Annotated in this window: 20 protein-coding genes; 10 read left to right on the forward strand and 10 right to left on the reverse strand. The window is 50.7% G+C overall.

The annotated features are described in order from the left end of the window. Window positions 1–2 precede the first annotated feature (2 nt). Together P2H89_RS05460 and chrA are read right to left on the reverse strand one after the other, a co-directional pair. The gene (locus P2H89_RS05460) at window positions 3–518 is read right to left on the reverse strand and encodes a GNAT family protein (protein ID WP_275825554.1); all 516 of its coding nucleotides are present in this window, start codon (window positions 516–518) and stop codon (window positions 3–5) included. 37 nt (window positions 519–555) lie between these two features. Then, window positions 556–1,695 (reverse strand): chromate efflux transporter, encoded by a 1,140-nt coding sequence (gene chrA, locus P2H89_RS05465; protein ID WP_275825555.1) that lies wholly within the window; start codon window positions 1,693–1,695, stop codon window positions 556–558. Between the two features lie 53 nt (window positions 1,696–1,748). On the opposite strand from chrA, the gene P2H89_RS05470 reads away from it, so the two are divergent. Then, complete coding sequence (locus tag P2H89_RS05470; protein ID WP_275825556.1) at window positions 1,749–2,198, forward strand: DUF1801 domain-containing protein; 450 nt, start codon at window positions 1,749–1,751, stop codon at window positions 2,196–2,198. 288 nt (window positions 2,199–2,486) lie between these two features. On the opposite strand, the gene P2H89_RS05475 is transcribed toward P2H89_RS05470, so the two are convergent. Next, a complete protein-coding gene (locus P2H89_RS05475; protein WP_275825557.1) occupies window positions 2,487–3,116 on the reverse strand; it encodes a VOC family protein in 630 nt (209 codons plus the stop codon). 124 nt (window positions 3,117–3,240) lie between these two features. On the opposite strand from P2H89_RS05475, the gene P2H89_RS05480 reads away from it, so the two are divergent. Then, a complete protein-coding gene (locus tag P2H89_RS05480) occupies window positions 3,241–4,035 on the forward strand; it encodes an MBL fold metallo-hydrolase (protein WP_275825559.1) in 795 nt (264 codons plus the stop codon). 134 nt (window positions 4,036–4,169) lie between these two features. Continuing rightward, window positions 4,170–4,799, forward strand: a complete 630-nt coding sequence (locus P2H89_RS05485; RefSeq protein WP_275825560.1) for a hypothetical protein — start codon at window positions 4,170–4,172, stop codon at window positions 4,797–4,799. A 47-nt stretch (window positions 4,800–4,846) separates the two neighbouring features. Here the strand turns inward: P2H89_RS05485 and P2H89_RS05490 are convergent, their stop codons facing one another. Further along, window positions 4,847–5,665 (reverse strand): helix-turn-helix transcriptional regulator, encoded by an 819-nt coding sequence (locus P2H89_RS05490; protein WP_275825561.1) that lies wholly within the window; start codon window positions 5,663–5,665, stop codon window positions 4,847–4,849. A 104-nt stretch (window positions 5,666–5,769) separates the two neighbouring features. Further along, window positions 5,770–6,912 (reverse strand): lipase family protein, encoded by a 1,143-nt coding sequence (locus tag P2H89_RS05495; protein ID WP_275825562.1) that lies wholly within the window; start codon window positions 6,910–6,912, stop codon window positions 5,770–5,772. Window positions 6,913–7,315: 403 nt separating this feature from the next. On the opposite strand from P2H89_RS05495, the gene P2H89_RS05500 reads away from it, so the two are divergent. From P2H89_RS05500 to P2H89_RS05510, 3 genes are all read left to right on the forward strand, one after another. After that, window positions 7,316–8,797, forward strand: coding sequence for an Ig-like domain-containing protein (locus P2H89_RS05500; RefSeq protein WP_275825563.1), 1,482 nt, complete (start codon window positions 7,316–7,318; stop codon window positions 8,795–8,797). A 95-nt stretch (window positions 8,798–8,892) separates the two neighbouring features. Then, entirely contained in the window at window positions 8,893–9,654 is a 762-nt protein-coding gene (locus tag P2H89_RS05505; RefSeq protein WP_275825564.1) for an ABC transporter ATP-binding protein, read from the forward strand. Between the two features lie 74 nt (window positions 9,655–9,728). Beyond that, the gene (locus P2H89_RS05510) at window positions 9,729–10,250 is read left to right on the forward strand and encodes a YfiT family bacillithiol transferase (protein WP_275825565.1); all 522 of its coding nucleotides are present in this window, start codon (window positions 9,729–9,731) and stop codon (window positions 10,248–10,250) included. Window positions 10,251–10,266: 16 nt separating this feature from the next. Here P2H89_RS05510 and P2H89_RS05515 read toward each other — a convergent pair whose 3' ends face one another. Both P2H89_RS05515 and P2H89_RS05520 read right to left on the reverse strand, forming a co-directional pair. Further along, entirely contained in the window at window positions 10,267–11,109 is an 843-nt protein-coding gene (locus P2H89_RS05515; RefSeq protein WP_275825566.1) for a ferritin-like domain-containing protein, read from the reverse strand. Between the two features lie 10 nt (window positions 11,110–11,119). Beyond that, window positions 11,120–11,815 (reverse strand): ferritin-like domain-containing protein, encoded by a 696-nt coding sequence (locus P2H89_RS05520; RefSeq protein ID WP_275825567.1) that lies wholly within the window; start codon window positions 11,813–11,815, stop codon window positions 11,120–11,122. Window positions 11,816–12,450: 635 nt separating this feature from the next. On the opposite strand from P2H89_RS05520, the gene P2H89_RS05525 reads away from it, so the two are divergent. The 3 genes from P2H89_RS05525 to P2H89_RS05535 all read left to right on the forward strand — a co-directional run bounded on the left by P2H89_RS05525 (window position 12,451) and on the right by P2H89_RS05535 (window position 15,029). Next, window positions 12,451–12,861: an EVE domain-containing protein gene (locus P2H89_RS05525; protein WP_275825568.1), complete on the forward strand. Its 411-nt coding sequence runs from the start codon at window positions 12,451–12,453 to the stop codon at window positions 12,859–12,861. Between the two features lie 262 nt (window positions 12,862–13,123). After that, window positions 13,124–14,224, forward strand: a complete 1,101-nt coding sequence (locus P2H89_RS05530) for a DUF4349 domain-containing protein (protein ID WP_275825569.1) — start codon at window positions 13,124–13,126, stop codon at window positions 14,222–14,224. Window positions 14,225–14,336: 112 nt separating this feature from the next. After that, window positions 14,337–15,029, forward strand: a complete 693-nt coding sequence (locus P2H89_RS05535) for a Sir2 family NAD-dependent protein deacetylase (protein ID WP_275825571.1) — start codon at window positions 14,337–14,339, stop codon at window positions 15,027–15,029. A 9-nt stretch (window positions 15,030–15,038) separates the two neighbouring features. Here P2H89_RS05535 and P2H89_RS05540 read toward each other — a convergent pair whose 3' ends face one another. The 3 genes from P2H89_RS05540 to P2H89_RS05550 all read right to left on the reverse strand — a co-directional run bounded on the left by P2H89_RS05540 (window position 15,039) and on the right by P2H89_RS05550 (window position 18,656). After that, complete coding sequence (locus P2H89_RS05540; protein ID WP_275825572.1) at window positions 15,039–16,550, reverse strand: saccharopine dehydrogenase C-terminal domain-containing protein; 1,512 nt, start codon at window positions 16,548–16,550, stop codon at window positions 15,039–15,041. 106 nt (window positions 16,551–16,656) lie between these two features. Further along, the gene (locus P2H89_RS05545; protein ID WP_275825573.1) at window positions 16,657–16,968 is read right to left on the reverse strand and encodes a carboxypeptidase regulatory-like domain-containing protein; all 312 of its coding nucleotides are present in this window, start codon (window positions 16,966–16,968) and stop codon (window positions 16,657–16,659) included. Between the two features lie 257 nt (window positions 16,969–17,225). Next, window positions 17,226–18,656, reverse strand: a complete 1,431-nt coding sequence (locus tag P2H89_RS05550; protein WP_275825574.1) for a hypothetical protein — start codon at window positions 18,654–18,656, stop codon at window positions 17,226–17,228. 211 nt (window positions 18,657–18,867) lie between these two features. Between P2H89_RS05550 and glk the strand changes: the two genes are divergently transcribed. Continuing rightward, window positions 18,868–19,932 carry a glucokinase gene (gene glk, locus P2H89_RS05555; RefSeq protein ID WP_275825575.1) on the forward strand — a complete coding sequence of 355 codons (1,065 nt, stop codon included), beginning with the start codon at window positions 18,868–18,870 and terminating at the stop codon, window positions 19,930–19,932. Window positions 19,933–20,144: the final 212 nt, after the last annotated feature.

Genomic DNA, 20,144 nt, shown 5'->3' on the forward strand with positions numbered 1-20,144 from the left:
TATTACAGAACTTCCGGCCTTCTCCAGTCTTCCCGGCGGATCACCATGGTGATGGCGGTCCATTGTTTACCATTTACTTTTCGCAATAGTTGCTTATTGGGCACCACCCGAAAGCCTACTTTTTGGTATACATGGATAGCGGTGGTATTCCAGTCGAAAACGAGGAGGTGCACGACGGTCCGCTTTAATATATCGAAAGCATAGGCGAGGAGGTGATGGGTGAGCAAAGTGCCGAGACCTTTGCCTCTTGCCCGGAGGTCACCGATCAGTAGCCGGACGAGATAAGTAGCGCCATCTTCTTTGTGGTAGATCTCCCCATGGCCAACAACATCTTCGGTGGTCGTTTCTACAACTTTAAAGACGTGGCGGTTGGGATCGTGCAGGCTTTGGTGCAATTGGTCGGCCGTGAGTGGAAAGGAAAGGGTTGGGCCTCCAAATTGCATTAATGCATCGGGACTATCGATCCAGGCAATGAGCCGGTCGAAATCAGTTGGGGCAAACTGTTCCAGTTTAATCATACAGCAAGGAATAAAGCGGCAAAATACGTAAACCTAGTTATATAAGGGCCAGAAGATATCCGGCCAGTGCCCCGCCCAAAACGATGAAAGCAGTATTGATGGCGGGCCAGCTAAGCAGCACGGCAAATCCCAGTATGGCAATCAACAGGGTACGCCAGTCTGAAATGGACAATTTACCCATTTCAAGGCAGATGGCGAGGATGAGCGCAACAGATGCGGCATTGACCGTATTGAGAAAAGCGGCCATGGCAGGCGACTTCCGCAGATAGGGGATGAGCGGATTCAATAATCCTACAAAGAGGAAAGAGGGCAGGAAAATGCCGATGGTAGCGGCGATGGCGCCGGATAGGCCACTCAATTGCCAGCCTATAAAAGTTGCGGAGGAGAATACCGGACCAGGGGTAAACTGACCTACAGCGATGGCATCCGTTAATTGTTGGCGCGTCAACAGGTGGGTGCTCACCAGGTCAGCATCGAGGAGGGCGAATAAAACATATCCGCTTCCGTAGAGAATGGCCCCTGTTTTCAGGAATATCCAGAACAGCTTCCAATCGAAACCAACAGGCAGGTTCGCACCGATCTGTAACAGCACGAGCGGGAAAAATGCAGTAGCTGAATGGCTGCGTTTTTTTGCGAGGTGTACAATGATGCCCGCAGCTCCCGCGGCAAACAATAGGATGATCTCATTGATGCCCCAGAGTGCCAGGGCAGCGACGATAATGCCGGTAATGATCAACTGAACGGACGAGAATGCTTTTTTACCCAAAGAGATCATGAGGGAAACGATCACGGCAATGATAGCAGGTTTGATGCCATAAATAAACGGAGCAACTTCCGGCAGCTGACCATATTGATGGTAGGCCCAGGCAATAATACCTGTGAGAATGACGGCAGGGAAAATAAAGCAACATCCGGCAACGAGCAGACCTTTCCAGCCGGCGCGCTCCATGCCACAGTGCATGGCCATTTCGGTTGAGTTCGGACCGGGTATGAGGTTAGTAGCGCCCACAAGGTCAAGAAAATACGCTTGGGTAAACCATTTTCTCTTTTGAACTACTTCCCGCTCCATCATGGCGATGTGGGCAGCTGGGCCGCCAAAGCCAATAAGGCCGAGTTTAAGAAATAGCCTGGCTACTTCAGCCAACTCACTGCGGTGCTGTTTACCGGATGCGTTCATACTACCAAAAATACATTTGAAGATTGATTGAGCGGGCTTTAACTTGGGAAACTATGGCGAAGCAATTAAAGAAGGCATCCACCACACCGGGCAAGACTACGAAGAAGCCAGCTGCCTATGTCACAGTCGATGAATATTTGCAACAGTTGGAAGGTTCGCTGTTAGAAACATTACAAGTGCTTCGAGAAGTGATCCTCTCTACGGATAAACTGATCGGAGAACAGATCAAGTGGAATTCCCCCGCCTTTTACTACACCGGCGCTATGAAGCCTTTCGATCCCAAAGAGTATAAACGTGATATCGCTGTGGTGAATATTTACCGCAAAGAATATGTACTACTTGTGTTCCCTACCGGTGCACGAATTAATGATACTTCGGGACTGCTGGAAGGCAACTATCCTGATGGTCGTCGAATGGTAAAGATCCAGAGCGTTGATGATCTTAAAACAAAGGAGAAAGTGCTTCAGCAGGTCATCAAAAAATGGCTGGAGGGGGTGGAGTAGGAGTGTTACAGTCGGTCACAGAGGCCATGTATTTGTCCGCCTTCATTATCAATTCTGTGTTGCAGGATCGGCTAAGAATGTCCTTTAGCGCTATTAGGTTCAACCAATATTATGATCTTATACCGCTATTTGGATTTTCCCCGGATGTTATTGTCTCGGAACGCCTTAAAAAGGCCATTGAGCTATCGAATATAAAAGGCGTGACCATCGAAGAAACACCCTACGAGGTTATAATGCCAGACCTCAAAATAAATGTTTAAAACCGCTATCATCCCTACATACCAAAGTTTAGCCTTCCACAAACCGGTAGCTGGCATGTGTGTCATAGTTGATGCCGTGTTTCTTTTTCAATTCCTGGATGTAAGCATGTTGTTGTTTAGTGTGCGGACTGGCCACTGCTTCATTGTTGCCCACCACTTCAAACGTATGCAGCAAGGTTTCTTCCATAAGGCTGTCGATGGTCATATTCTTGTGGGCTGCGAGATCATGCAGTAGTGCGACCAGCCGTTTCTCCAGGCGCAGCGGCACCTCAACCCGTTCGATCTTGACAGGGTCGCCAAAGGCGGGCAGGTAATGACCAAAGGAAAGCTGATTACCCCAGGGGTCGCGCACGCTGTAGTCGCGCATCGCATATACACGGTCTTCCGGCTCGATAAATACATCTACATTATTGCTGCGGTGGTACTCATACAATTCATCGGCATTGCTGACGACAAAATAAACCGAGTTGTAGTTGGGCTCGCCAAAGTACAGGTGCACCGAAACATCGCCCAGGTTGACGCCCGCGATCTCCGGTGGCTCGCCCATCGTAAAGCCATGGGTAAAACCCAGCTTATTGCAATAATAGTCCACGGCTGTATGAATGTCTTTCACCAGCAGCATAGGATGCACGCGTTCGCATTCGATCTTGGGGGGCATAGAACCTGTTTTTCTAAAGTTAGACAATGCCGCACGATTGAAGGAAGAATATACAATAAACCCCATGATTTATCAATTGAATCGTGGTTATTGATCGGTTACCTTTACCCGGAATCATAACGCCATGAACCTTACCATTACCCATATAGACACGGCTTGCATACTTCTTGACATCAATGGATTCAGGATACTGACCGACCCTACGCTCGATAAAGCCGGCCATCGTTACCACCATGGCTTTGGCGCTGTATCCCGTAAAACCGACGACCCGGCGCTGCCGCCGGTCGACCTGCAGCAGGTTGATCTAATTTTGCTTAGTCATCACCAACACAAAGATAACCTCGACACCAGGGGCAAGGAATTGCTCGACCGCAGCAAGGCACCCATACTTTCTACTCAGAAAGCTGCCCGGGAGTTGCCACGTGTTACAGGGCTCGCCAACTGGCAATCAATTGAAATCGACACACCCCGCGTAAAAGGCCTGCGTATTACCGCCACACCGGCTCAACACCACCCGTGGTGGATCCCGGAGTTTATATCCGGTCCGGTCATCGGCTTTGTAATTGAATACGACGAGCAGCGCAACGGCGTCATTTATATTTCCGGCGATACCGTTTACTTCAATGGAATAGATGAGGTGGCGCGACGCTATAACATCGATGTGGCTATTCTCCATGCCGGCGGGGTGCAGTTCCGTTACCTGACCGGCTTCGGCATCTATACTATGAACAGCAAACACCTGCTGCAAACGATCAAGGCGCTCAATCCAAATAAGATCATTCCCATTCACTACCGGGGCTGGTCGCACTTCAAAGAGAAGGAAGCCACCTTGCGGCAGACCATACACGGGAGTGCTTACATCAGCGATAAAACCATTTTCCTGCAGTCTGGTGAACCTTTCGTGATTCCGGTCAACTGACCGTTGCCGTACGATGGGCTGTATCGAAACCGCACAGGCTATAAGATCGATAATATCTACCCGGTTGAAAATGATGCAGGTGGAAATGGGCACCGTGTTTGTGCTGGTAACAGGCAAAAACCAGCTTTCCTCATATGAAGTACCTTAATTCATCCTTACCGGCCTACGTTGTTGCACTGATCCTGCTTGCTTCGTTTCAATGCATATCGCCCGGCGTACAGGCACAAGCTCCGTCTGCCTCTTTTAAACTACCCATTCCTGCGGGCTTTACGACCGAAGAATTTCCCCTGCCTCCCGATTTTGCCCCCACTTTTACCTTCAAGGGCGTAGAAGAGATCAGGTTTCACCCTGGCTGGGGCGATTCAACCAGTAAGGGCTATTGGAGCTACACCTATCTCTGGTGGCTGGAGGGAACACCTGTCATTAACGAGGCAGCTTTAACGTCGAACCTTAAGGCCTACTACGAGGGACTGGTTGGTCGCAATATCACCAGCCGCAAGATACCTGCTGAGAAGGTAGTGCCTACGGTAGTCTCGATCAAAAAAGCGCAATCAAAGGGCAATGACAAGGCCACCTTTACAGGCACTGTCAGTATGCTTGATTATATGACGCAGCGGCCCATGGTATTGCATGCCGTGATACACGTAAAAGATGCCGGTAAATTGGGTAAAACAGCCGTCATTATTGAAGTGTCGCCGCAGCAGACAGGTGGAGACGTGTGGAAGCAGCTTGACGAAGTGCCTGATGGGTTCGCTATAAAATGATGCTGAGGTTTAAGTATCCACGGTAATTGCGGCAGTTACATTACTGGTCACACTTCCCGGTACTCGATCCCTTCGGGCCGGCCTTTGAAGTACTGGCCGGGATGGTAGCCGGAGAATTCTTTGAACTCATGGATGAAGTGCGACTGATCGTAATAGCCGCACTCGTAAGCTATATCTGTAAGCGACTTGTAATCGCTGCCGTACTGACTGAGCGCCGATTGAAAGCGGATGATCCGAGAATACACCTTGGGCGTAAAGCCGGCATATTCGGTGAACTTCCGCTCAAACTGCCTTTGCGATAAATTGAATTGAGCAGAAAGCTGTTCAACGGTCTTTAAGGATCTTGCATGCACCACCTGTTTTACAGCTGTTTGGATCACCTGCTCTTTTGGCTTTTGTTTGTTGAGTTGCTCCAGCAGAAACTGGCCTAGTATTCGTGCTCGCTGAAGGTTGTCGCCGGCCATCATGATCTGTTCTTCCAACAGTTTGCCGGGTACGCCCAGGAATTGATCGAGATTGATCATGTGGTTCGTTACATTGGGCGATGCATGACCAAATAACTGCGGTATGGCGAAAGGGTAGAGGTAGGCGCCAAATATGCCAAAGCTCTCCTGCGTTACAAACCGCTTGAAGTGGCGCGACTGCGCGTGGAGTAAAGAGAAGTTATACAACGGACCGGTTTGTTCTTCCTCACCGGGATTATGAAACATACCCTTGTAGTGGAAGACTAACTCTGCACAACCGTCGGCCATAGCCCGGTATACATACGAAGTGCCGGGCTCCACATCATGCTCAAAGACCCAGAAGGCCCGCACATAGGGTGCCAGCGGTGGAGGTGGAGCAATGGTATAATAGCGGGTGCTCATATTACTGCTTCCTAAAGGTAACCTATTTGCGGGCCAATTGCAAGGCGCCTCGAGGCAGAACGGCGCTCGATCTGTAACAGGTTCATTACCCTTTGTCTACGCACTTATAGATTCTGTCTCAACATCAACTTGTAGTATGCCACCGGCATATGGTGCAGGAATACATTCTTACCGTCTGACACAAACTCTTTTGCATATTGTTCATCCGGCATCAGGATGACCGGTGCTCCCGCGCGCATATAATTGCTGCCGGGCGCATAATCGGGCTGTTTGAATTGTGGCAGGAACTTTTTAACCTGTTTGTATACGCCCCTGCCCAGGTATTTCTGAAAACGTTTTTGCGACTTGCGTGTTACACGGTTCATCGAGTTGAAGGAGTGGTTGAGGTACCAGCGTACCAGCAAGGGTTGCTTTTTGAGTGCCCCGTCAACATTGCCGAAGGGATTAGGCGTATTGAAATCTTGCAATGATTGCAGGCTGAAGGGCGTTTCGGGTACCCAGTCCTTTGCATTGACCACCGTATAGCTCCAGCCCACCCTTGTAATGAAATCATAATCGTACACATACTGCATATTGCCCGGCTTAGGAGCTGCACTGCAATACGATTTATACGTAATATCCGCGGGAAGCGCACCTGCTTTTGTTTGGTAATGCAGCCAGGAGCGCAACAGGAACGCGAGGGCGCCTCCCTGGCTATGGCCTGTAATGATAAATTCTTTGACGCCTTTCTGGTGCCAGCTTTTGATACGTTCTGCAATGCCCGGCGCCATATAGGCGATACCCAGCAACCAGCCTACATGCACGGTAGCGGCTGCGCTTTCGGCAAGCTGATAATTAAAGGGGGTGCTGTCGTTCAATTGCAGACTACCCGTTGCCGGTACCATGGCTGCATAGAAATTCTCCAGCCAGCTTTCGGCAGCTGCCACCGTACCCCGCAGGCTGATGACACCTACACGCTGATCTTTGCGTATCCAGATCTGCCATTGGTTCTTTAATCCTATTTCTGCGGAGCGATATTCGAACTGGTATTGCATAGGCGGCGGCGGTTGATCGCCCATGATAGACGAGTCGGCGATATGCCCGGCAATGCGCAACACTTCGAGGTATTCGCCTTTGTCGAAGCCGGGCTTAAGATAGGTTTGCGCCTGCAACGATGGCGGCAACACGCAAACCAATAAGAAAGATAAGAGGGTGGAAAGTGAACGAACATAGAGCAAAGGAGTTGGCTGAACCAGGCATCCCGTCATAACTTGAATGTTTGTATAAATCTACCCTATAATCGATAATTGCGCGCGATCAAGGAAAAAAATAAAAGTTGGATTAATGTATTGATTAATGTAAATTAGTAGTAGATAATTCTTCCAGTTATACATAACCACGTAACCTCCTCTCTCAAAATCCACTGTTGTTTTAACCATTATCTGTCTTCATCCTACTGCTGCCGAGACGGCATCCAATTTTCTCCTATTTATCAGTAATACCACTTAGTCGCATGTTTCTCCATGCCTGTTATAGCCGCGGGTTATAACACAGGCCATCCACTGTCCTGAAAAAACACTTCAGTCCATTATCGCATTCAAACAAGCTTTTTATCCGCTGCCATTTTGCAGCGTACAGGATACCTATTCCCTAACCTCAAAAAGAAGTGTTATGAAAACTGCTCTACTCCTCGGATTTCTTCTGCTCATGGCGTTATCCCTGTTTGCACAACTGGAAGAAGATTTTACCCCTAACCCTATTGGCTGGACACTCGATCAGGGCGCTCAATTTACCCAGGTCAGTGGCAACGATGTAGTGGTGACACCTTCCGGTGGTGGCAACAACCACGCCCGCATCGGTACACCGGCCGTTACTAAAACCTCCAACCTGTTTAAAGTATGCTTCAGCGTTACTCCCTACACCTCCAACCTCAATGCTACCGTATCATTTCCCTGCGCTACTTACATGGATGTGCTGTTCGTGAAATCCTCCGTTGCCACTTCCAACGACGCAGAAGTGCCTGCCAATATTTATGCCCGCGTCGATAACTTCCTGCTCAACACGAATGGCGGCGCCCATTGCTTCAGCTTTACATTTCCGCCGGGTGTAACGGCGGGTGACTTTAAAGTGTTCCTCTCTTTTCATGCGGCCTGTCAGCAAAATGGCGTGAAGCTGGTGCTGGATAATTTTGCGCTTAGTGGGGTAGACGAAGTTTGTGCAGGCGCTACCTGTCCGCCGGCAGCCCTCGACGACCAGTTTACCCGCATTAGTATGTCGGAACTTACTTTTAATGCCGTACTTTATGGTTCCAACCTCAACTATCCGGCTGCCGGTGCCAACTCACTCGATGCGGGTGGTACCGACAACGATCCCAATGATACCTACGCCCACCTGCAATGGAGCCTCGTAACGGCTCCGGTAAATGGCATTGTAGTTATTAATGCCAACGGGACCTGCACCATTACCAGGAATTCGCCGGCGGTTAACTCCCTCACGTTCACTTACCGGCTTACCGACGACGGGGCCGACAATAATTTTGCTACTGCGGGCGATAACCTGTTTGACGATGCTACGGTGACCGTTGCCTATACGAATATCAGTGCCCTGCCGGTGGTGCTGACGGATTTTGCCGTGGCGCGGCAGGGCAGCTCCGTCAGGGTGAGCTGGGTTACGGCGGGCGAAGTCAACAACCTGCGTTTCGAGATCGAGCGCAGTATGGGGGGCGAGCCCTACCAGGTGGTGGGTACTGTGGGCTCGAAGGCTGTGGATGGCAACAGCTCCACCGCGTTGAGTTATGAATATGCCGACATGAATAGCTCCGTGCAAACAGCGGCTTATCGCCTCATACAGGTCGACCTGGACGGCCGCCGTACCATATATGGCGCCAAATCGGTAAAAGGGATGGCAATGACGACCAAAATGGTCCTGCAACCCAATCCCGCACCAGCCGGCACCTTCTCCCTCTATTTTCAGCAGGCGGGATCCAGGGATATCCTGATCTCCGACCTGGGCGGCAAGGTCATTCAGCGCTGGGTAGGTTACGCGCAAAGCAGCCTGTCCGTAACAGGGCTTCGCAATGGTTTGTACCTCGTACAGGTCAGCGACCGGGCTACGATGGAGAAAATGGTGCAAAAGCTGGTGGTTGCTCAATAAATAGCTGTTAACCCCTGCCTCACATACACCAACGGGCCTCTTCCTCCGGGAAGGGGCTTTTTTCTTACCTTGTGGCCCAAATCGTAGCGCCCATCATGAGTAAGGTGATCATTTCAGTAAAGAACCTCGTTAAGAAATACGGACAGTTTGAGGCAGTAAAAGGGATTAGTTTCGATGTGATGGAAGGGGAGATATTCGGCTTGCTGGGGCCCAATGGAGCCGGCAAATCCACCACCCTCGAGATCATAGAGACCCTCCGGGAGAAAACAGCCGGTGAGATCACCGTCGATGGATTTGACCTCGATAAGGACCCCAATGAGATCAAAAAGATCATTGGCGTTCAACTGCAGACCTCAGGTTTTTATCCCGGCCTTAACCTGCTGGAGCTCATCGACCTGTTTGCCGGCCTGTACAACCGCGACATCGATCCCCGCGAACTGTTGCGGAGCGTGAACCTCGAAGACAAGGCAAAGAACAAGTATAAAGAGCTGAGTGGCGGCCAGAAGCAGCGTTTCTCGATCGCGACCACGCTCATCAATCAGCCCAAGATCATTTTCCTCGACGAGCCTACTACCGGGCTGGATCCCCAGGCTCGGCGCAATCTGTGGGACCTGGTTCAAAAGATCCGCGCCCAGGGTACTACTGTTATCATTACCACCCATTATATGGATGAGGCCGAAGTGTTGTGCGACCGCATCGCCATCATCGATTCGGGCAAGATCATCGCCCTGGCAACGCCCGATAAGCTGATCGATGACCTCGTGGCCACGGGTTTTGAACGGCCCAAAGAAGTGAAGAAGGCCAACCTGGAAGATGTGTTCATTCGTTTAACGGGCCACAACCTGCGGGAAGAGTAAGAGCGGAAATGCGGTGGAGTGCCCCGTGTACCAGATCGTCTTATAGCCATTCAAAAACAAATAAAATCATCCCCATGGATCTACGCTATCCCATCGGTCAGTACGAACCGCAACCTTATTCCGACAGGCAAAAAAGGATCTGGCTGCAGGATATCCAATTTCTGCCCGGTCTGATTGAACAAGCCATCGAGAACCTCGATGAAAAGCAACTGGATACTCCTTACCGCGACGGGGGCTGGACGGTGAAGCAGGTGGTGCACCACGTGCCCGACAGTCATATGAACGCCTATACACGGTTCAAGCTGGGTCTTACAGAAGACAATCCCACCATTCGGCCGTACGACGAGGTGTTGTGGGCGAAGCAACGCGATGTAGAAGTAGTGCCCATCAATATCTCTATTACATTGCTGTATGCCCTGCATACGCGCTGGCATGCCGCCATTCGCGACCTCACCGATGAACAATGGAAGCGTACGGTGGTGCATCCCGCCGCCAATAAACAAATGACCTTGTGGTACCTGCTGGGCAGTTATGCCTGGCATGGCAAACACCACGTAGCCCATATCACCAGTCTGCGCGAAAGAAAGCGCTGGTAGTACTTCCCCCGATGCATTAAGCGATAAACGGATCTACGATGGCGAGCACCTGCGTATCCGTCAATGGTTCATCGAAGGCCTCAGTAGCCGCATTCACCGAGATCGCCATACTGTTGATGTTGGTGATGGTAATGCCTGCCTGAACGGCCAGCTCTTCGCCATTGTAACTGGCTTGCACTGCGGCACCGATGCCGCCGGTATCCTTGCCGGTGATCCATGGTTTAATCGTTGTATTGCTCAGCAGGTTCCTGCGCATATAACGGATATGCGCGGCATGCCGGGCCTCTACGGAGTGGATCTTTAGCGCAGCCGTCAATACATCGTTGTTGGAGATCAGCTCGGCCGCACGGCCTTTATAGGCGCGTACGCCGGTATCTTCAAAGGTTTGTGCTACTGCCAGCAACAATTGATAATTGGTGAACACATCCTTGAAAGGTCCATTGTTGGAGCCGTTACCGGCACTGAAATCGAAAGTGGGCTTGCTGATGGGCGTGGCGCCGCTGGCCGTGATGGCTGTCTTCAGGAATGCCACGTGTGCATTTTCATGATCGCGGATGGTGGTAAAGGCGCCGGTAGGAGGGCCTGCGGGTACGATACCGCTGGCAACCGCCTTGGTATAGAATTCAGCTTCGAGGTATTCCAGCGTGAGGGCATACTGAAGTACGTCGAGAACAGAGCCTGTAGTGCCACGGCCATAGGCTTTGCTGAACATACTGCCCAGCGCGATGGGCACTGCGCTTAACGCCAGTTTGCCACCCAGCTTTGCAAATTGTTGTATGACCTTGCGGCGTGGATTCAGCCGTTCATATACCTCCGGATCGGTCTTTTCTATTGTTGTAATGAGATGTTGAATATTCATGACGCAGGTTTTATGAAGTTGGTAAATTGTTTGCATTCAACTTCGACTTCAGGAACATACCGGCAGTCGCCAGTACATCTTTGGGAGCCTTGGCCAGATCGAGCCCATTGGCATCGATCACGGTGTTGTCCGCAAAGCTGCCATTGGAGATCAGGTCGCGGATGAAGCCTGCATGCCTCGCTTCCACCGAAACGATCTTGCCGGCCAATAAAAGATAGTCGGGATTGGTGATCAGTTTGCCCGCTCCATTGTAGGCCGACACACCCAGGTCTTCAAACGCTTTGGCAGTGGCCAGCACGCTATCGCGGCTGCTGAAGTTGATCGATGAAAAGTTGACTTCGAGGGCCATAATGGCTTTAGCGCCCAGTGCATTCTTGAAGAACTCGCGGTGGGCGATCTCATGATCGCGGATGTCTGTGAGCAGGGCTGTTTCAGTGGCCGATATGCCGCTGAAAGGCGACATCATTACCTGCGTATAGAAAGCTGCTTCCAGCTGTTCCAATGCATAAGCATAATTGAGAATGCCGATATCTCCGCTGCCAAGGTCGATGCCATCGTTATTCTCGTTCTTGTCTTTTTTACAGGCGCCTGCCAGGGAGGCCACTGTAACAAGACCAGCTGTTTGGGTCAGGAATTTTCTCCTGGCCAGTCCCTTTGCATCCAGGGTAGGCTGATCTGCTGAACCATGCGTACTTGTAGGTTTCATACTTTGATTTTACAGGATGATACAATTGGTAGTCAGTGATGGTCACTGTGCATAAGAAGGCTGACACGATGCTTAAGCCGGACTTTACAGGATCAATATCAGTACAACAGGACTGAATTGTTATAACAAAAAGTAGTTGTACAATTATATACGATGTGTGGGATCTTAAAAGTTTGGTGGCGGAAATAATTTTATGAAGCTGCGGATTGTTCGGGATGCTTACCATGTATGCCGATGCAGTTGCTGTGCCGGTTTCACAATACACGAAGCTCTGCGGTGAGTGGCAAGATGCGGAGGTTTTTTAAATAAGGGAAGGCCGGCAAAAGCCAGCCCTCGTGTGAGCCTTTTAGCTCCTGGGTAACACCACATGATCGATCACAGGTGACAATATTTTTCTTGTCGTAGTTATTATTAAGCTACAGGTAGTATGAATTTTCTTTTCGCGGGAGTCGGTTTGGCAGATGTTGATATAGATACGTAAAGTACTGGGTGGCTGGATTGCCGCTTTTTATAATTTATTTCTGAGCAGGTGGCTCCTGCCATTTTTATTGGAATATCCGTCCCGCTTCGCTCAATTATCCATCCGGGAATGTATTTTTACTTTTTTAATTACAACCCGTCATTAATTTACTATCATGGCTTATTGGCTTGTAAAATCCGAACCCTTCAAATATTCCTGGGATCAGTTTGTGAAAGACAAAGAAACTTTCTGGGATGGGGTGCGCAATTATGCCGCCCGCAATTTTATGAAGGAAATGAAAAAAGGCGATCAGGTGTTGTTTTACCACAGCAATGAAGGCCTGGAGATCGTGGGCATCGCCAAAGTAACCAAAGAGTTTTACCAGGACCCAACCACCGATGAAGATGCCTGGGTGGTGGTGAACATTGCTCCTCAAAAGAAATTAAAGAACCCCGTTAGCCTGGCGCAGATCAAAGGAGAAAAACGTCTGGCCAATATGGCCCTGGTACGCCTGAGCCGTCTTTCCGTAGGGCCTGTTACCCCCGACGAGTTCAAGGTGGTGATGGAACTGGCGGGCGAAAAATAATCTCCCTGCTTTTTAACAAATTGCCCGGGTTACCTTTTCCGGGCTTCAGATATCAATAGTCGCAGGTGTTGCGACGAATGGGCCTCCTGCAAGGCCCATTTTCTTTTTGATCCATTGAATTTATTGGTAAGTAACGTTGATCGTACAGGTACGGTAGGGGATGTTTTGCCAGTCCTAAAAAAAGTTTGTCTTTTCTCAACCGGGCTTTGTGTAAAATCACAAATCCTGCATCTATACATCAATCACGTTTAAAACGAAAGCTATGAAGGTTCATCTTCCCTGGCAGTTGCCGCTGTGCGCGGTACTGCTGCTGACTATTAATGCCTGTGAAGACCGTTCTATGGAAACGAAGGCCGATTCCACTGAGGCGCCAGTCGTGGCGATGGAGCAGATAAGTGCAGACCGTAAAAGTGAAGCGAATCTGACAACGGCCGACACCGCGATGGCGGCAGCGATGCCCGGTTTTGCCGGCGATGAATACAAGACGGAAGAGCAACAAGAGCCTTCCCCGAAAAAAATCCCCCAGCAACAACCGGGGCAGGGCCAACAACCGCCTCCTTCTCCAACCAACCAACAGGCTCCGGCACCCAATGTAGATTGGGATAAAAAGATCATCAAACATGGCACCCTTTCTGTTGAAGTGGGCGACTATGCAAAGTTCAATGACCTGGTGCATAACGCCGTTAAACAACTGGGCGGCTATGTGGCCAACGAAGAACAAAATGAATCGGATTATAAGATCGAGAACGCCCTTACGATCAAAGTACCGGTAGCGCAGTTCGATAATGCCATTCAATCACTGGCGCCGGGTAAAGAAAAGATACTCGTCAAGAAGATCACCGCGCAGGATGTTACCGGCGAAGTGGTAGATACCAAATCAAGGCTCGAGGCTAAACGGGAGGTCCGTCTCCGTTACCTGGAGCTGCTGCGCCAGGCAAAAAAAATGGAAGACATTCTGCAGGTGCAGGAAGAGATCAACGAGATACAAGAGAATATAGAAGCAGCGGCAGGCCGGGTACATTACCTCACGCACTCAGCTGCCTACAGTACGATCGAGCTGAGTTATTTTCAAGTGATCGATCCCAAAGCGAAGGACAAGGAAACGCCTCCTGGTTTTGGTGAAAAGGTATTGCTGGCCTTGACAGCGGGCTTGGCCTGGGTGGGCGAATTGCTGATCGTGCTGCTTACGCTTTGGCCTTTGTGGGCTGCTATAGCGGTACTGTGGTGGGTGTTTCGCAAATACCGTTTGTCTAAGCGCATCACAGCAGCCATCCTGCCTGCAAAGGGACAACCGGTAGCGGTAGCCAACCCTCCGGCCTCAGCTGGCAATCAGCCTGCGCCTGGCGCGGGACAGGAAAGTTGACAATTACTACGGTTTTCATTGCTGGGTCTTTCCTATAGTTCAGAATGGCGTCCTGTAACTTGGAGTTGCAGGGCGCCTTCTGTATTTTCGTTCAAGTATAAAAAGTAAGGGTATGAATAAGAAGAATCTTGTGGTACTAACAGGCGCCGGCATCAGCGCAGAAAGTGGTTTAAAGACCTTTCGCGACAGCGATGGCCTATGGGAAGGATATGATGTAACGGAAGTGGCTACACCGCGTGGTTGGAAGAAGAATCCGCAATTGGTGCTGGAGTTCTATAATCAACGTCGCGTCAATGTACTCGAAGCACAACCCAATGCGGCGCATGTGGGACTTGCCGAACTGGAAGCGGATTACGACGTCCAGATCATTACGCAAAATATCGACGACCTGCACGAAAGAGCAGGCTCTACTAAAACATTACATCTCCACGGCGAGATATTCAAGATGCGCAGTGAGGAAGATGAGTCGCTCGTTTATGATATCAAGGGCGATATCAAATGGGGCGATACAGCAGAAGATGGTGCGCAGCTGCGGCCCCATATCGTTTGGTTTGAAGAGCCTGTTCCGCTTATTGAAGAAGCTGCCCGCCTGGTGCGGAAGGCTGATATCTTTGCAGTGATCGGTACTTCGCTGGTCGTATATCCGGCTGCCGGACTCATCAACTATGCTCCCTGGCCCATCCCCAAATACATCATCGATAAATCGATCCCTTATACATCGTCGATCACCAACCTTACAGCTATACCCAGGCCGGCTACCGAAGGCGTGCAGGAACTGATCAGGATGCTGCGGGCGAAGGGGTAGGGGGGGCTATTACCTGCTGATATGCTCGATAAATACGATGCCCTGTTTTCTCAAAGCTTCCAATACCGGGTCGTAGAGTTCGGGCAGTATGGGGATGTGCAGTCCACGCAGCTGAATCTTGTCGAGCAAAATAAGCTCAGCGGCAATGGCCAGCGGTAAGCCTACCGTTTTCGCCATGGCCGTGCGCAAAGTGTCTTCTCCACTTAACACCAGTGTGCTGGTAATATGGTTGGAGAGTCCGGCTTCAGTCTCAAAACCGATCTCGTGCATCATCACTACCATGTCTTTATCGTTCCTGCCGAGTGCCAGTTTCATTTCTGCGGCAAACTGCAATACATCGGCGGCGCTGCACCGGCCTTTGTTGATCAGCGTACGGTTGTCGTCCATGCCGAGGTAGATCAATTGTTTCATCGAGAGGTTGGCCTCGTGCATCTGGCCGGCCACCGCGGCGGCAGCCTGGGTTTTAATCTGGTTAAGGTTAACATCCAGTAGTTGCCCGTCGTCATTGATCATCATAAATTCCTGCAAGGCCTTCCGGTCTGCTTCACTCACTTCCTGCTCTGCATGCAACAGGGCTTGCAGTTTCTCCAGCAATTGTTTTGTTTGTGCTACGCGTGCGGTCAACTGTCTCTCGATCCACTCCGAAAATCCATGGGTTTCGAAATGTTCCCGGAAGAACTGTTGCAAGGTCATGCCGTCGGTTTCATAGAAACTCGTTTCATCGGTTAGCTTTAGATCGATGAGATTTTTCCAGCCAAAACAGAACTCCGGGTATCTTAACGTGGTGCGGATAAAGGTGGGGGTATCTTCCAATCCATAGATGGGCATATAGCTTAGCGAGTCGCGGTTGGGATACCAGGCAAGCTGTTCGAGGCCTGGTACCTGTACCACCCGGTTGGGGTTGAACAAGGAAGCATAGGGCATGTCAATGACCTGGCCGTCCTCTTTGAATACAGCGCCTGATTTACCGGCCATGATCACATTGCGTGGGTTCCAGCTGATCTTGTAGCGCCAGGGGTTGTTGTCGGATCCGGGATCTTCCAGGCCACCGCAATGCGATTTAAAAGAGGTAATGCGGCCGCCCGATTGACGTATACGATCGATGAGTTGCATAGCGCTCATATGGTCGATGCCGGGATCGAGGCCCATTTCGCAAAGGAACAGCAGTCCTTTTTCACGGATGGCCGGGCCCAGGGCTGCCATGTTCTCATCGACATAGGAGGCGGTGAGCAGGTTGCGGCCCAAATGCACACAATCCTGCGCAACGAGTATGTGTAAAGCGGGGGGCAGGAGGGAGATCACCATATCGGATTTGGCGATCCAGTAACGCCGGGCATCCGGGTCTTCCACTGCCAGGGCGATCGCCTCGGTGCGGGGGGCATTGGTGGTTTTGGCACGCGCGAGTGCCAGGTTGCTGTCGGCTACCGTAAGTTCCCATTGGTGTGCCTGTACGGTGCGAATGAGGTGATCGATGAGGCAGGTGGCCGATTTGCCGGCACCCAACACGAGAATATGTTTCATACCAATCCGGATAAGGTTTGCAATATACGTACACCCTACAAAAAGAAGAACCGGACTGCGGTAAGCAATCCGGTTTTCTTGTTTCTGAGCCGTCCTTAAAATTAGATTATTGAATAAGTTTGATCTCTCCGAGCCTGGTTGTTTGTCCTTCCGTTACGTTGGCATCAATAACGGAGCTTTTGTAAGGACGTTTGGCGTCGATCCAGATTGTCCAGGTGCCTGGCGCCACGATAAAGCTGAAACCTCCGTCTGAAGGTTTGATCTTGATAGAATCTGTTCCGTTAATGGCTACTACAACGCCTGCGGCATCTACTGGTGAAACTTTACCGGTAATGTAAGACTGTTGCATAACGCGCACTGCATGGAGACTGGCTACCGCGATCACAATAACGATAAACGTGGCAATGGTCTTCTTCATAATTCATGGTTTTAGCGATGGTACAATCATGCTCCATCCGAATAGGATAGGATGCATGCACAAGCGACGGTTATGTGTGGGAAAAGGGAGCGGATAGCAATCGCAGGTTGAACCTTATTCAATTATTATGCCATGCACACACCGCTGTTCAAACGCATTGCAAAGGAGAGCAGGCTGCGACGAGAGCAAAGTCAAAATCGATAAGCCTTTCAGCCGATTTTGGGATACCATGAAACGTTAACCAAGTTAACAGGAATTTAATGCCCCACATGGGCAAGTCCAAGGGCTTTGGAATTAATACGGGTAATAACATAATCAACTGCTACGCCACGATTGGTGCGGGGCGCCTCAATTGTTTTCTGTTCACCGGGAGCTACATCATTAAACAACAACATTTGGGTTTTCACGATCCGTTTTTCGGGACCCAGGTAGCGAAGTTCCACTTCCACCTGATCCAGGGCATACAGGCTGTTGTTGGAGATGGTGAGTTGCAGTTCTGAAATACCACCCAATACGCCGATCTTGTATTTATTGGCATCTACAGCCACTAATTGATGGATGTTCTTGCGTGTTTTTTCCATGTCCGGACTGTTAGCGCCAGATCCATCTGCCTTATTGGCCACCAGAGCGGGCGTAACTTTTACGGTTTGGCGTTGCGACACATCTTTTACCGGTATCGACTCTTTCAGAGATGATTCAGAAGCCGTTTGGGCTTTCGTTTCTTTGGCAGCGACCTGTTTCTTAGCGGCAGGCTCCTGGGAAGGGACTTGCCGTTCGGTAATAACGGCTGGCGCTTCCTGAACGGTCTGCACGGTTTGCGTGCCGGTAGTTGCGATGTTTTGCGCCAGTTCGCGTTTTTGCCGGTCACGTTCCTGGATTTGTCTAACGAGCTGGTCGAGCGCTGCGTTGTCCTGTTGCTGGCGACTGTTGCTGATGACCAGACCGATGATAACACCGGCCAGCAGTAAACAGGCTGCCGCAATGCTGCGCATCACCAGTTTGTTGTTGCCCGGACGGCGTTGAGGCAGGTGGGCCAGCCTTTCGGAAGGCTGCGGATGATTTTGTTCAACGATCTCGGAGAAAACCGCTGCTGTGGGGGTAGCTTGCTCAATCGCCTGATTGATGACCGGCTTATCGGCCTTGCTGGCTGCCTGGCGAATCTTTTCCTCACGCAGGCGGGCAAACTTTTCATTCAGCAATTCGGCGGATGCCTGTTGTTGTGCCGCGGTTTCGTCTATAACTTCTTTGGGAAGGTCTGTTTGTTTGGTATTGACTGTGGACGTTGTAATGATAGCTCTGTTGGATACACCGGCCGGCAGCGTTACATAGATCTTTTTGGCTGCGACGGGTTGCGTGGTAGTAACCACAACTGGTTTGTTGACCACAATGGCTTCTACCGGCGCTTCTTCGGCAACGATGGGTTGAGCGATGGGTTGATTGACAGTTGCGATAACGGAGGTTGCGGTTGCCTGGTGCGCAGGTTTCTTTTTATAGAAACGGTCGTACGGCTGCTCTTCTACAACTGGTGCAAACGCCTTCAGTTCTTCGATCTCACTGGGGTAACGCCAGGCTGCACTTTTCCCGTCGAGCCACACTAAATCGTAGGCTTTAAGGCCTTTGCTTTTCAACTCCTCCACCGAGTAAGGCCCCGTTTGCTTGTTGTCGCGGAGTAATAAATACTGGTTCATATTTCATCGATAAGCATACACAAATGCTCAATAGCAATTGTTCAGGTACGACACTGGGTAGTTATTCAGGGGATTGGAGTTGGGAATGGAAATTGGATGCTGAGGATTATTTCAAGAGTAATTGCAAGTTAACAACTTGCGCCCATTTATTTCAATAACCAGGCCGGATTTTATCATATATTTACAACTACTTCATTTATAGCATTTTTTTATGGAAACACCAGGAGTTAGCCAGCTTTCGATCCCACTATCCTTACCCCGCCGAAATCAGGTGCCCGCCAACGGTATGACCGTGCTGGCCGGGGATATTGGCGGTACAAAAACCAACCTTGCCAGCTTCCGGGTTACCCCCGAAGGCATCCGCATGCAACAAACCGCCCGTTATGCCTCCGGCGAATACAAGTCGCTCACTTCCATCATACAGCATTTTTTGTCGGATTACGACCTGCCCCGGCCCGACCGGATCAGCCTGGGGGTAGCCGGCCCCGTGCTAAATGGTAAGGCAGACCTTACCAACCTGAGCTGGGTGCTCGACCAGACCGAAATTGGCCGGGAAACCGGCGTGAAGGAAGTGGTGCTTATCAACGACCTGGAAGCCATGGCTTATGGGCTGGCGGCGCTGCAGCCAGAAGATTTTATCACCATTCACCCCGGCAAATTGCCCGCGGTGGGTAATATGGCCATCATCGCCCCGGGTACCGGATTGGGCGAAGCCGGCCTGTACTGGAATGGCAAAGCTTATTTCCCTTTCCCCACAGAAGGGGGGCACTGCGATTTCTCGCCCCGTACCGACCTCGATATGGAGCTCGCCAAATACCTGCAACAGGATGGTTCCGTGGTGAGCTGGGAGAAAGTGGCTGCCGGTCCGGCTGTCACGAGCATTTATACCTTCCTGCGCGACGTTAAGAAAAAAGAAGAGCCGGCCTGGCTTACCGAACAGCTGGCTACGGAAAAAGACGATTCTGCCGTGATCAGTCAGGCCGCCCTGCACAACAAGGCGGCTATTTGTGTGGAAACCATGGACCTCTTCGTTCGCTATATCGCCCGCGAAACGTCTAACCTGGTGCTCAAGATGAAGGCAACCGGCGGGGTGTTCCTGGGCGGCGGTATTCCTCCTAAAATTGCTCCTTTGCTGCTACAAGCGTCCTTTTACCGGCACTATATGGATTGCGATCGTATGCAGCACCTCCTCGAGGGCGTGCCGATCCGGATCATCAAAAACGACAAGACAGGCCTGTTGGGGGCCGCCTGGTTTGGCGCCTTCGGCGAATGGTAATAGCGGGGCTGTTCATAAACGGGCGCCTCGGTAGCTCCTGAGGCCTGTTCAGGGACTGTTCGTTGCGTTTCGGCAACCAGCCTGGGCACGCAACTTGTTGATGAATGGAAAACAATTACCGCTAATGTTACGTTACATTTGTCAAGGTGGTTGGGGTTGCCTGCGCTTGGGGCGCCAGCCCAAAGCCGCAACTATCCGGGATTCTAAATTCG

It is taken from the genome of Paraflavitalea sp. CAU 1676, from assembly GCF_029223285.1.
Classification (GTDB): domain Bacteria; phylum Bacteroidota; class Bacteroidia; order Chitinophagales; family Chitinophagaceae; genus Paraflavitalea.